Here is a 13,721-nt window from a genome sequence, read left to right as displayed (position 1 = left end):
GCACTTGCTGGAAAGCTGCATCAGTTTGCACCGTTTGCCGACCGGCGCTTCGTGCTGGCTTTCGCGATTGACCAGCTCAGCTCGCCCCAGGTGTGCATGCAGTACTGGCAATCCCTAAAGAGGCCGCGTGGCGTCACATACCACTGCTTGACCCCTTTCTTGCCGCACTCTGGACAGATGAGCCGCTTAGGCTTGGGCACCCCATAGCCTTGGCCTTTACGAACGCCCATGGAACCCCCTTACGCAGCGACGCGTTCGCGATGCTGATAGTCGCTGTAGTTGGCTTCGATGATCTGGCGCAACGGCACTGGCGAAACGCTGTTGCCACACATGCGGATCTGGGCCGTCTTCGTCAGCAGCCGGCCGGTGGACGTTCGGTCGATGACATAGCTCGCCGGGAAGTCTTGAGCGTTGTAGAGCTCTCGCGGGAGCAGCATGCGCAGCCAGATGTCGACGATCACCCAAGGTTCGCCGCGCAGCCACACGGTCACCAGCGCCAGGCGGTCGCGGGTGGTGATGGTTGTGGCCGGATCGTTGAGATCTGACCACTGACCGCCGCTGCCGTGATAGCGCATCAAGAATGCAGCGCATCGCAGAGCATCGCGCTCATCTTCTTCGCTCAAGTCTCTGTAGTTGATCTCCGACCGTGGGCTTTCATCGTTGGCCACGGCTTGCAGGTGAGCTTGTATCAGCTGCTGCTGACTGCCTGACGTGGTGACCACGGACATGCTGTCGAAGAGGTCGCGCGCCGGCGTTGCGTTGAAGCCGCCATTCGCTTGAACCATGAAGGCAGTGGCGACTCGGTGGCCGCCGCTGCCCGTGGCAGTGACGGTCCCGATCGGGCCCGCCACATCATTGGCGCCATAGCTGCGCCGCTCTTTGCCAGATGCGCCCTCGCCGTGGCCGGCCTGAACCAGACAGGCTGTGGCCAGGCCGTGCTTACGGCCGCCGGCGACGACCGTGCCGAGCGGCCGATCGATGTCCAGAGCCCGCGGCGCCTGGCCATGTCGCTCGCCATACCCCAGCTGGACCAGGGTGGCGGCCGAGACGGCCACTTCACCGCCTTTGGCCGTGGTGATGGTTCGCAACGGCTCCTGAGGGTCCCATGCCGTGTCACGAGAGTGAGTGACCGGGATCAGCGCGGGGGTGACCAGCATCAGTTCGCCCCGGTTGGCGCCCGTGACGGTGGCCAGCGGATCGGTGACCGGACGGGTGCGGTGGCTTGAGCATTGATGCGTAGCGGGCACGATGAACGGGTTGGGGTTGCGCAAGACGTATTTGTCTATTCCGTAGGCAATGCGTCTCAAAGACGCATCGGCCAACGGCTTGGGGCGGTCAAAAATGCTCCGGCCTGGCACGGACCAGTCGATGCAATCGGAGGCTGGGCGGTGTCGTTGAAGGCCCTTGGTGGGCTTCTTAGCGTGCGTGGGCGCCGGCCAGACGATCGGCTGGCCATCACAGCGCGCCAGCACATACAGGCGGGTGCGCGTGCTGTGCGCGCCCAGGTCCGCGTTGCAGATGGTTCGCCACTCGACCACGTAGCCCATGTCCTCCAGGCCTTTGACGAACCGGCGCCACTGCGAGCCGCTGTCACGCGGATCGGGCACCAGGTATTGGCGGTGGCGCGGGACGTATTCGCCAGGGTCGGCCACCCGAAAACTGCGTCGGCGCGTCACCGGATCAACGATCTCATCCAGCGTCACGACGCGGCCGGTCGCCTTGTCGCGCTTGGCGACGAGCCTGGCCCAGCTGGTCTGGCGCGGGACGTTCTCGACGCTGATGAGCGTGGGCCGTGTCTTTCCCGCCCAGCGATGCACCACCCATGCCAGGGAACGAATGGCCTGTTTGCGCGGCTGACCCCCCTTCGCCTGACTGTGGTCGGTGCAGTCCGGAGAAGCGTGCAGCAGGCCTACCGGGCGGCCGCCCGTGGCCTCCAGGGGACACACGTCCCAAACGTCCGTGCACAGATGGCGCGTTTGAGGGTGGTTGACCTCGTGCATGGCGATGGCGACCGCATCGTGGTTGATCGCGATGTCGACATGGCGGCCCAGCGCTTGCTCGATGCCCGTGCTGGCGCCGCCGCCGCCGGCGAACAAGTCAACAACGAGGGTTGCCCCGAGGGAGAGGATGAGTTGAGGTGTCAGCATGTGTTTAGTCGTACCAAAGTCGATGAGACTTTAGTAGCACCAAACTAACAAGGCAAGCACTTTTTGAAGGATTTACACCACCACCGCCATTTCGCGCGCGCGAACACCTGATAGGCGGGGAATAACCCAGTTCTCGTAAATGGAGCGCAACCTATAATTGCAAAACCTAGACGATAATTGCAAACATTAGAGCGCTAAAAGCGCTTCACGCCCCGCAGATCAATGTTGCAGAACGCTCCAGACCGCCAATCAACGCTGCCAGGCCTGCAGGCCTCGGCCGCTGCCGTCTCCGTTGCGGCCGAATTGCTGTCGTTGAACGTGCTGTCCTCAGGTTGGGGGCGCGCCACGGTGGCGCCCATAGACGGATCTGCACAGCTGTCATTGATCGGCAACTCTCTCGCGGGCCTCACCGTAGGGCATACCTACGAATTTGTTGGTGTCCTCAAGAACCACGTCACATACGGGTCGCAGCTCGACGTGCAGTCCGCGCTCAACTTTGTGCCAAGTGACCCAATTGAGATTCGCAAGCTGCTCATTCGGTGTTTCAAAAACGTGGGCGATGCGAATGCCCGCAAGCTGGTAGCCCTGCACCAAGAACGCAAGACTCTTGCCATGCTGCGCGATCAGCTGATTCGCAACCCCTATCAGATCGACTTCACGGAAGTCACGTCACTGCTTGTGGAGTTCACGGCCGTCGACGATGTCCCTGCGATGGTCGAACGCCTCTTCGCGCTGCATCTTCTTGGCATCGAACGAATGAGTCCCCGTGTCGTCAAGAGCTTGGCGACCCGGTACACGTCGGTACCGCAGCCTGAGCACGGCTCGCTGCTCGACCCGATTCAGCAGGCCTGGGACCACTTCGCTGCCAATCCCTATGCGCCGGTGCGGGACACCGAGGGCTACGGCTTCCCCACTGCGGATGCGATCGCACGCACCCTCAAGATCGCAAGTGACAGCGCCTACCGCCTGGCGGCGCTGACCACCTACGCGCTTGACGAAGGCTGCGCGCGAGAGGGCAACACCTATTTGCGCAAGCGCGAGCTCGCACAGGCTATTTCACTGGTCGACCCCCGTGTAACCGTCGACCAAGCCGTGGCCGCGGCTTTGGCGTCCGGCGAACCCATTCACTTGGAGACTTCGGGCGCCGGCGAGCAGCGCTACTACCCTACCCCGCTGTTTCTCGCCGAGAAAAGAGTTGCCGCGTCCCTGGCAGCTCGCATGCGCGTCTGCCCGCCCATGCTGGATTTGTCCAGAGATGAGCTCGGAAGGCTGATCCGCGATGCAGAAAAAGGCATGGGGTTCAGCCTTGACCCCAGTCAGCAGCAAGCTGTTCTGGCCATCCTGTCCAGCACACGCACCGTGCACACGGTGACGGCCGGGCCAGGCTGCGGCAAGACAGCGATCATGGAAGTGCTGGTGCAGGTGCTGGCCACGCGCAATACGCGCTCAACCGACTATGGGTTCGCCGCGCCCACGGGCAAAGCGGCCAAGGTACTGGGCGCGCGGATCGCGCGAATCAACGCCACGGCGCGCACCATCCACGCCACGCTGGGAGTCAACGAGGACGGGTTCGAGCACAACGCGAACAATCTGCTGGGCTTCAAGGTGCTGGTCATCGACGAGTCCTCGATGCTGGATCTGCTGCTGCTGGATGCGCTGCTGCAAGCAACGCCAATGGACACGCACCTGGTGCTGCTGGGTGATACGCAGCAGCTGCCGTCTGTGAGTCCTGGCAACTGCTTGGCCGACCTCCTCAGCCTCCCCTTCGACCATCACCGCCTGTCGAAGGTGCATCGCAACCAAGGCGGCATCCTGGAGGTCGTCAACCGCGCCGCTGCCGGCGAGTCGGACACCGCCAACCGCGAGGACGTTCGATTCATCCCGGAGCTGCCGGAGGCAACCGAACAAACAGTCGATGCGGTCATTACCTACTACGCCAAAGCAGCCGAAGGACTGGAGGGCGGCCTGGCCAGCGTGTGCCTGTTGGTTGCTCGCCGCAAGGGTAAATCGGACACGCCGGGTTGGAACACCACTTACCTCAATCAACGGCTGCGCGAGCGCTTCAATCCAGACGGCTTGAAGGTGCCAGGTGCGCCGCTTCGCGTAGGCGATCGGATCATCATCCGCAAGAACATCTTGATCCGCATTCCCGAGGAGAAGGGGGACAAGTTTCGCCAGGTCGTCAACGGTGACACCGGCAGCATCGAACGCGTGGCCACGCGCTCTGACACGGGGCGCCTTGAGCACCTGGTCCTCGCTCTCGACGACGGGACCCACGTCCCTTTTCCAGCAGAGCACCTGGCCAATTTGGATCTGGCCTACGCCATGACCGTGCACTCCGCGCAGGGCAGTGAGTACCGGCGCGTCGTCTTCCTGTGCATCAACGGCTCGCCGAGCTTCGTGCACCGCGGCATCGTTTTCACAGCGTACTCAAGGGCCCGTGCTCACCTCACCGTGATCGGTAACCCCTCGGTGCTGGCCAACATCCTCCGCCGTCCGCAACCCGCTCGACTGAGTGGGTTGGTGGAGCGCGTCACGGCACTCCAACTCATTTCGAATTGACCATGGCCCACACAAAGATCGCGTCCAAGTTCTGGCCCAGTCTGGGCGCCCGACTGGCGGCCGGTGGGCTCTGCCTGGCCGCGGCCGCCGGCGCCATTGCGCAAGTGTTGTCGAACGAATCGCAGTACGTGAACAAGAACCGCAACACAGGCTGGTTCTTCTACCGCGACCAGAACCCGCCGCCACCGCCCAAGCCTGCGCAGGTGGCTTCGCAGCCAACGTCCGTGGTCTTCGCGCCCAACCCGGCGCCAGCGGCTTCTTCGATCCTCGCGCCCGCCAAGCTGGCCAACCCATTCAGCGTGTCATGGCTGAAGGAGAAGCTGCCCATCCTGCACGAGAACGCCATCAACAACCCCAGCGATGAGAACGTGCGCGCCTACAAGTACGCCGAACGGTTGATGCTGGACATGGCCACGAACTATGGCAACGCCGTCGAACGCGTTGTGGCAGCTGACCCGATGCTCAACGAAGAGGCGCGCTTCCCAATCGCTGCGGCCGCACGCGCGTCGGCACTGTTCCAGGTGGATGCTGCGCGCAAGGAGATCCTGAAGACCATCGCGCCAAAGACGGGCATCTGGTTTGTGTTCGATTCGACGTGCAGCTTCTGCCACACGCAGTACGACACCCTGCAGGACATGGTCAAGGAATACAACTGGCCCATCCGCTACATCTCGGTTGACGGCAAGCCGCTCAAAGGGATGACCACTTTCTGGCCGGATCCGCGCGGTGAGCGCTCCAAGACTCTCGGTGTGCAGATCACGCCCGCGATTTTGCTGGTCAGTCCACCGCGCAACGTGACGATCGTCGCGCACGGCGCGCTCGCACGCGCAGCCCTGGAAAAGAAGATCGTCACCGCGGCTATCTCCATGAACATCGCACCGCCCGAGTTGGTCGATGTGGCCCGCATGCAGGAGCGCGGAATCCTCACCCCTGCCGACATCAACAAGCTGCAAACACAGAAGGCCGACACAAGCGACCCACGTCAGCTCGTGGAGATCATGAATTCGGCCATCTACGGTACCTACGACACCTCCACAAAACGCTGAACAAAGGAAGGCTCGCACCATGAAAACGCTGTCACACACGTCCCGCCGCCTGCGCAAGGCCATCACCCCCTTGGCACTTGCTGCGGCTTGCGTCACCGCACCAGTCTGGTCGGCCACGGATTCGATGGATGCCATGTGGAATTACACCCGGCCGGCCATGGGCGGGCCCAGCGGCTCGATTGGTGGCTACCTCGGCGGCCTGCAGGTGCGCGTGCCGGTGCGCAACTTCAACCTGCTCAGCGTCGATGCGCCGCGCTTCCATGCAGGCTGCTCCGGCATCGACATGTACCTGGGCTCCTTCAGCATGATGTCCGCGGAGGCCTTGTCCGGGGTGCTGCGTTCGATCATCGCGAGTGCTGGGGGGTATGCCGTGCAGATGGCGATCGAAGCGATCTGCCCGCCTTGCGCGAACTACGTCTCGAAGTTCCAGACGCTCATGAGTCAGCTCAACAGCGGCGCAATGAACACCTGCCAGATCGGCAAGACCATCGCTCTGGGTGCCGCGGCGAACCTCTTCAATGACGAAGAGAAGGCGCAGAAGTATGAGCAAGAGGCAGCGGTCACCACCAACTCGGTGAACGACATCTACGAGGCCATGACCCGCGTCTTCACCAGCCCGAACGCCAACCGTGGTGCCGCACAAGACAAATCCACCGCCTACGGCAACAGCCTGGTCAACTCGCTGGCCACCAGCGGCGCAGCCGAAGGCCTGGACGAGGCCCTGCTGGGCGGGCAGCAGAACGCGATCGAGCTGATGATGAACCTGTTTGGGTTCGCAGTGACGCCCACTACCGATCAAGGCGGCTCTGGCTCGAACCCGCGCGAGGACAAGGTCTATCAGCCGCTGCTCAGCTACAACGACCTGAAGAACGGTCGCTCAGGCGACGAAGGTGCGCAAAAGATCAACGCCTGCGCCAGCTCGCTGCTGAGCTTCGGCTCGAACGACTGCCAGCACATCGAGCCCAAGTCGTTCACCTTCAACGGCATCAAGCGCGGCATCGTGCGTCAGCTGGCAGGCGAGCAAGTGGGCGACGGCCTGACCATCAACGAGATCAAAGGCGGCTCGATCCTGGCCATCACCGGCACGCAGAACAAGACAGGCGATGTAGCACTCAACGACGTGCAGCAGCGCCTGATGGCGGTGGTCCCCAGCGCCCTGCGGCCGCTCTGGAACATCGCTGGCTCCGACACCGTGACCGGCATGGACGCCGCGAACAAGATCGCGGACGTGCTGGCCGATGTCGTGGCGTCGCAGCAGCTGGAAGCGCTGGTCCGCACCATGCGAATGGCACACCGCCCCGGCAGCGTAGGCGACAAAAAGGTGGCTCCATTGTCGGAGGCGCAGGAGCGGGCAATCCTGGAACGCCAGAACGAGATGCGCACCGCCGGCGCCACAGGCGCTGCCCTGGATGCGCGGATCGCCAACCTCGTGTCCGCCTTCATCCTGGCTCAGCGCAATGACCAGCCGACCTGATCAAGACCTATAGGACAACCCTCATGGCCTACAAACACCGCCTATTGCTTGGCGCAGCAGCTGCGCTCGGTGCAGGATCGGCACTCGCAGATGGTCCCGTACCAACCACGATCCCTGGTGATTCGCACCTGACCACGGTCTATACCTTGGGCGACTACAAGGTGTTGGCCTCAGCTTTCAACGCTGTGGCCAGCTTCTTCAATGGCGGCGGTGCCATAGGGGACTCCTTCATGGGCCAGCTGCTGCTGCTGGCCTCCATGGTCAGTCTGTTCTTCTTCATCGCCATCGGTGTGGGGCGCATGAAGATGGGCTTCTCCGCCTGGTTCCTCACCCTGGTGTTCGGCATGGTGCTGTTCATGCCCAGGACCACCGTTTACACCGCCTCGTACTTCGACGTGAACGGCGGTAGCGCCGGCGGCGCAACGCCCTTCGAAGCGGTGGACAACGTCCCAATTGGCGTCGCCTACCCGCTAGGCATCACCTCCTTTGTTTTCAAAGAGCTGACCATGCGTTACGACACCTGGTCAACCACGCCAGGTGGCGCGGCCGACGACGGTGGCTTCGCCGAGAAGGGCCTGGAAGGCTACTTCTCACCTCTCAAGACGATGTTGCGAGTGCAGAAGCTCGCGCTTCCCCCAGTCATCCTGCAGAACATCCGCACGATCTCAACTTGCGATGGCATCGAAGGGCGCATGGCGATGGTTAACGAAGGTGGCCTCAACGGCGCGCTGAACATGCTGGATCAAGGGCCTGGCGTCTCAGGCAGCGTTCGCATCAAGGTCAAGACGTCGGATGGCTACAAAAACTTTGATGTGCCATGCGCGACCGCGCTGCGCACGGTGTTTGCTCAGATGCAGGCATTCGTCGTAAATGAAGCGGCCACGATGTCATCTCCGATGGCCCGATCTATTGTCACAAGCAGTGGCATGGGTGAAGCCATGGGCATCAACAAAGGAGCCACTGAGCGGGCCAAGCAGATTCAGAAAGAGCTGGACGGCGTCGTGAGCCAGTTGCTGGAGTTGACTGGAGCAAGCTCGTCAACGAGCACAGCGAAAACCGAGCAAGATCTCGAAACCATCATGACTGGCGCAAACGGGAACCCTGCCCAGATGGCCCGAGCGTTCGAGAACCAGACCGCGGTGACGGCCGCCAACACCATGGCCAACGCCGTATTTTCGCGGGTCATGGCCGCCTGTGGCACCCGAAACTCGTCTGAGTGCAATCAAGCCACCTACAGCTCATCTGAAGCCATTGCGCGCGGCGCAGTGAACGCAGCCGGCGAAGCAAGCGTTTTCAGCGCCTTCATGTCACACGCCATGAATGCCCTGCTCTACATCTACGTCATCCTGTCGCCGATCATTCTCATGGTGGGCGTGATCATGGGTGTCGCCGGGCTCAAGATCTGGGGAGCGTACCTGCTTTTCGCAGCGTGGATCAACAGCTGGCTCCCCACTGCGGGTGCCATCAGCGCGTACATGCTGCACAACTACACCAACCAGGTCGAACGCATCGCAGCTGCCGCGCAGTCGGACGCGCTGACTTCCGGCGGAGCCTTCAAGATTCCGTCCCTCCTGTTGCCGGGTGGGCTCAACGACTTCATCTTCTCCACCACGAACATGCTGGCATCGGCCAGCACGCTGCTCTCGATGGTGCCGATGATTACGCTCGCCATCATCAGCGGATCAATCTACGGCCTGGTGGGTGTCGCACAACGCATGAACATGCCTGACAACTTCAACGAGGACCGGCTGGCGCCCAAGCTGGATTCATCTGGAGTAGTTGGATCGAGTAACGACATCGCGGCAGGAGCGCGTGACGCAGCCATCGGCTCGGACGCTGTTGCTGCGACTCAAGGCGCTGCAGCAGCTGCCGGCAACTCCATCGACTTCAAGTACAGCTCGGCTGAACAGCAGCAGCAAGCTACGCAGCTGGCACAGCAGGTTTCGGCGGCAAAAGAGCACGCGGAAAGTGAGGTAAACGCGTTCGCCAAGGCCACCGGATCCCAGTTCCAAAGCATGAGCGGAAAAATGGTCACGCTCAGGCACGACGACGGAGTCACCAAGACGTATGACTTCTCCGATTCCAACCAGGTTGCAGATGCTGGTCAATATTCCCATACCAAGTCTGCAAGCGCGCAGGTTGGTGCACAGATTGGGGGGGAACTTGGTGCCGGAGGCAAGGGCGCAAAGGCGAGCTTGGGCGCCTCAGGGAGCAACGGTTTGGGCGAAGGAAAAGTCAACGCCGCTATTCGAACCACCACCGGAACATCCGGGTCATCTACTTCAGAAGGCGGCAGCACAGGAACCACCGTCACGACTGCTGACACTTCCGGCTATTCCAGTGCGGCGATCAGCAGTGCGATTCGGACTCTTACCTCGTCTACGTCAGACACCAACAAGTACATGACAGCTCTGTCTCGGCAGGAAGCATTCACTCACTCTCTGTCTAATTCGTCTGGGATGGACGCCAGGACAAGCCTCAGTGGTGCAGACGCGCAAAGAGCCGTCGCTTATGGCGCATCGAGCGGAGAGCTGGGCGCAGTTATCAATGCCGCTTCCAGCATCAGTCCTGAGCTGGGCGCATCGCTTCGCGAGGCTCAGAATAACCCTAGCTCATTCACGCAGAAGCTATTCGGCGCGTACCAAACCGGGGCGGACGGATCCGCCAACCGCGCTGCGGCCTCAGCCGCTATCTCCGAGGTTGCCAAGATCGGCGGAAGTCATGAATCTTCGGTCGCTGGAAAGTGGGAGACAATCCAGAAAGCTGCATCTCAGAACGCGGGCCTCTACGGCGCCCATTCCGCAATGGACAAGATGGCTGGCCAAACGCCGTTTGAGAGCTCAGCGGCTGCAGTTGGCCCTGCGGCAGATCTCAAAGCTCAGCACGTCAACACCAACCAACCGGGCGGCAGCGCAGCCAACATTCCGGCGCCACGGGGCGGCCACCAAGGAAGCATGCAGTCTCTCCTTGACCAAGGCCGAGGTGACGTTTCCGCTGAGCGGGGTGCACAAGCATCGCGGGCCGCGAGCAAGTCTACTCAGCAGTTGCGCCCGGTTCACGAGCCAGACTCACCTCCAGGTGTCCGGATCGGTGACCCTGGTGGAGTTGGAGGTCGCGCGGTAGATGGGGCCGTTCGCGAAGTTCAAGGCGCGGTTAATGGAGCAGTTGAATCGATCCGTCAATTCACAAAGCCCAAAAAGTAATAGCCAGCAAAGCTGGCTATTGAGTGAGGCTAGCTAGGGCTAGCTTCACGTCTGGGTGGGATACCCGAGATTGAGGTCTACCGGGCTGTAGCGAGGCAGTTCACCCAGCACTTGCAGGCGCAGGTGATCAGGTACCGTTTCATCCCTGTTCAGGTACCGGACGGAGTCTTCAAACAGATCGACAGCGCGCACGTTCGGCGCCTTTTGGCCAGGAGAGCGCCGGCCCGCAACGCCCGCTTCCTGGATCACGTTCATACGCACCAGGCGGTCATAGGTTCCGTTTCCGATCAAAAACCGGAGAAGCATTTTTTTGGCATTCATGGCAGACCTCACTCAAGATCCAGGACAGCTAGTACGCGCTCTCCTGGTTTTTTTACTGGCACTCGTCATTTTCTTCGCGATTCTCCGACTCGTCGCCTCGTTCCTCATGAATCTCTACCTCGACATGAGGGAGAGACGCTGGCAGCTCCGATCAAAGCGTTCGGGTGCGTCCGCGCAGGAGCTGCAGCTTGGCACCGACATCTTCCGAGCCCTCGGCCGCTTGAGGCCGGATGAACTCGAAGAATGCAAAGGCATGTCGAAGGATCAACTTATCGCATACCTGGACGGGAAGTTCAAGAATGCGAAGCGCCCAAGTCGTGTAATCAAGTCAGATTAATAGATCAAGCGTCGCTCGCATCATACAATCTTTGCAATCACGTAATTGCAAGTATGTTGACTACCGTGCGCCGCCTGGCTTTGCTGCCCGTTGCTTTTTTGGTCCACCAAGCTGCCTCCGCAGATGTGACCTACGTTGACCGCTGCCTATCCGGCAAGGTCGACCGCCCCGCGTGCAAGTCCATGATCGAGAACTTCTGGCGGTACAACGAACACCTGGAGAACGCGGCCAGAGCCAAGGGATTGGATCCTTCGCTCATCAAGGCCATGGCAGCTGTTGAATCCAGATTCAAAGCCAATGCAGTCTCGCCCAAGGGCGCGACCGGCTTGCTCCAGATCATGCCCGCCACCGGCACCCAATTGGGGGTTCATCCATCCAACCTCGCCGTGCCTGGCGCCAATGCCATGGCCGGCGCTCAGTACGTGCGGGACATGTACTTCCGCTTTCGCGACTGGAAGCTGACGATCGCGGCGTACAACGCAGGTCCTGGCGCGGTTGCGAAGTACGGGAATCAAATCCCGCCGTACCCCGAGACCCAGTCCTATGTGGCACAGGTCCTCACGCTTTACGCCCGATTCAAGCATTCGGAGCAGCTGCATTCAAAAGTGTCCGTGCCTGTGGCATTGCCGCCGGCGCCCACGGGTGCACCTCAACCTCAACTGGTGAACACGTCGGTCCACCTGGTCAAGGCTGTGACCGCTGCGCCGACCGTTGCTCCTCAGCTTCCGCAGCAGCGCACCGTCGCACAGCATCAGCCGGCCGCGCAGGCGCCCGGATCACACCCAACAAAGGTCAATCGATTCCAGCAGTCTGTCACCCACGTTGGTCGGTTTCAGTACCTGCAGTAGCCAAAGGACATGGCATGAACGCTATTCAAGGATTCTTCGCCGCACTGCTCGTGATCTGGGCCTTCCTGATCGTGGCGCCGCAGGAGAACGAAATTCGCGCCCGCAACATGTGCGCGCCGTTCGAGGTCATCGTGCGTGTGTTCGGTGCATCGACCAAAGCCATCGACGAGTCCACGGGCGAGTCCATCAGCAAGCACACCTCCACCAATGTGGGGTCCAGCTGCCGTTCGCGCATCGCGCCTTCCATTTTGGCTTCGGTAGGTCTGTGGCAGGGCGATACCAGTGTCGGAGCGGCGCCGGCACAGGGAGCGCCGATGCCGGCCGGATCGGCGGCCGCATCCGGTGCTCTGGGTGCGTCCGCACCTGCCGCGCCTCCTAAAACCGCCAGGCCCATCGTGCCGCCCGGCATGAGTCAACCCGACGCGCTTTAAGGAGCCTTGACCGATGAACGCACCCGATCTGCAAGCGATCGATCTGACGCCTATCAATCGCTTTGAAGAGTTTGAACCGCTGTACCAGCGTGGAGACAAGCTCTTCGACCTGGGGGAGCTGGACAAATTCATCAACACCGACCGCGGTGACGAGGAGGTAGTGAAATTCCTCAACTGGATCTTTCCTTACGCTGCCCACGTCAAGGCATCCGACATTCACCTGGCGAACACCGAGCGCGGGTGCGCGGTTCGGCTTCGTGGCCAAGGCACGGAGTTGCAGCAAGAGTTTCTGCTGTCACGAGACGCAGGGATGGAAATTGACAGGAAGATCCGCGCGCGGTGTCGGCTCAACATCAACGATCGCGAGAAGCCACTCGACGGCTCCTTTTTCTTTCAAGCGGAGGTCGGTGGTCAGGCGCCTCGCCTTATCGACGTTCGGGTCTCGATCATGCCCACCAAGATGGGCCAATCCATCGTGCTCCGGATACTGGATTCATCGAACGCTGGCAAGCAGCTAAACGACATCCTCATGACCGACAGCATGAGGGAAGTCCTTCTGAGGCTATTGGAGTCTCCCGAGGGAATGCTGCTGGTGTGTGGCCCGACGGGCTCCGGTAAAACCACGACTCTGTACGCCTGTCTAAACCACCTCAACTCGCCTTCGCGTCACATCGTCACGGCCGAGGATCCAGTCGAGTACCGCCTGCCAGGCGCGAACCAGGTCGAAGTCAACTTCCATCGGCCGTTCCCGCGGGTGCTGAGGTCGTTTCTGCGCCAGGATCCAGACATCATCCTAGTCGGTGAGATTCGAGATGATGAAACTGCCAACGTCGCGGTCAACGCGGCCAACACAGGCCACCTGCTCTTGAGCACGTTGCACGCGAACTCGGCCGCTGTCGCGATCACCCGTTTGGTTGGCCTGGGCGTCGAACGCTACACCATGGCCGAAGCCCTGCGCGGCTTTTTCTCGCAAAGGCTCGCACGCCGTCTCTGCACTTGTGCGCTGCCCTACACGCCCACCGAGGATGAGCTGCGGCGCGTTGCTGAGCACGAATTTCCCGTCGAGCACATGGGCACCAGTCGCTTCCACGTCGTCAACCACGAAGGATGCGAGCTCTGCCAGAACGGGAGTACTGGCAGAGGGTACGCGGGTCGCGTGCCCGTGTTCGAGTTTGCCGAGAACACGCCCGATGTGGCCAGGGCAATTATCACGAACGATCCCGAGCTCATGGCGTCGGCATTGAGCGCTCAACCCCAGTACGAGACGCTGACGCAAGCAGCGCTGGGACTGTCCGCAAATGGTCGACTGGACTTCCACGAGGCCCTATATCTCGTCCAACGCTACTGAGGCT

At 61.4% G+C, this 13,721-nt stretch carries 10 protein-coding genes; 8 read left to right on the top strand and 2 right to left on the bottom strand.

All coding sequences use genetic code 11. The features are described from left to right. Positions 1-239 precede the first annotated feature (239 nt). Positions 240-2,147: a DNA cytosine methyltransferase gene (locus tag G518_RS0118030; protein ID WP_028603750.1), complete on the bottom strand. Its 1,908-nt coding sequence runs from the start codon at positions 2,145-2,147 to the stop codon at positions 240-242. 222 nt (positions 2,148-2,369) lie between these two features. On the opposite strand from G518_RS0118030, the gene G518_RS0118025 reads away from it, so the two are divergent. From G518_RS0118025 to G518_RS0118010, 4 genes are read left to right on the top strand one after another with little or no spacing between them, the layout of a single operon-like run. Continuing rightward, positions 2,370-4,709: an ATP-dependent DNA helicase gene (locus tag G518_RS0118025; protein ID WP_028603749.1), complete on the top strand. Its 2,340-nt coding sequence runs from the start codon at positions 2,370-2,372 to the stop codon at positions 4,707-4,709. Positions 4,710-4,711: 2 nt separating this feature from the next. Continuing rightward, entirely contained in the window at positions 4,712-5,755 is a 1,044-nt protein-coding gene (gene traF / locus G518_RS0118020) for a conjugal transfer protein TraF (protein WP_028603748.1), read from the top strand. Positions 5,756-5,774: 19 nt separating this feature from the next. Further along, positions 5,775-7,229, top strand: coding sequence for a conjugal transfer protein TraH (locus G518_RS0118015; RefSeq protein WP_028603747.1), 1,455 nt, complete (start codon positions 5,775-5,777; stop codon positions 7,227-7,229). Between the two features lie 23 nt (positions 7,230-7,252). Then, entirely contained in the window at positions 7,253-10,432 is a 3,180-nt protein-coding gene (locus tag G518_RS0118010) for a conjugal transfer protein TraG N-terminal domain-containing protein (protein ID WP_028603746.1), read from the top strand. A gap of 45 nt (positions 10,433-10,477) precedes the next feature. Here the strand turns inward: G518_RS0118010 and G518_RS0118005 are convergent, their stop codons facing one another. Then, entirely contained in the window at positions 10,478-10,753 is a 276-nt protein-coding gene (locus tag G518_RS0118005) for a hypothetical protein (protein ID WP_028603745.1), read from the bottom strand. Here G518_RS0118005 and G518_RS40470 point away from each other — a divergent pair. The 4 genes from G518_RS40470 to G518_RS35715 are packed head-to-tail and all read left to right on the top strand — an operon-like array spanning position 10,752 to position 13,717. Beyond that, a complete protein-coding gene (locus G518_RS40470; protein WP_028603744.1) occupies positions 10,752-11,090 on the top strand; it encodes a hypothetical protein in 339 nt (112 codons plus the stop codon). The genes G518_RS0118005 and G518_RS40470 overlap by 2 nt on opposite strands. Before the next feature lie 53 nt (positions 11,091-11,143). Then, the gene (locus G518_RS38615; protein ID WP_051236976.1) at positions 11,144-11,938 is read left to right on the top strand and encodes a lytic transglycosylase domain-containing protein; all 795 of its coding nucleotides are present in this window, start codon (positions 11,144-11,146) and stop codon (positions 11,936-11,938) included. A 14-nt stretch (positions 11,939-11,952) separates the two neighbouring features. Beyond that, positions 11,953-12,369, top strand: a complete 417-nt coding sequence (locus tag G518_RS0117990) for a hypothetical protein (protein ID WP_028603743.1) — start codon at positions 11,953-11,955, stop codon at positions 12,367-12,369. A gap of 13 nt (positions 12,370-12,382) precedes the next feature. Beyond that, positions 12,383-13,717, top strand: a complete 1,335-nt coding sequence (locus G518_RS35715; RefSeq protein ID WP_051236973.1) for a GspE/PulE family protein — start codon at positions 12,383-12,385, stop codon at positions 13,715-13,717. The last annotated feature ends 4 nt before the right edge of the window (positions 13,718-13,721 follow it).

Source organism: Ottowia thiooxydans DSM 14619, from assembly GCF_000422885.1.
In the GTDB taxonomy this organism is placed as follows: Bacteria; Pseudomonadota; Gammaproteobacteria; order Burkholderiales; family Burkholderiaceae_C; genus Ottowia; species Ottowia thiooxydans.
This window is presented reverse-complemented; position numbering and strand designations above follow the sequence as displayed.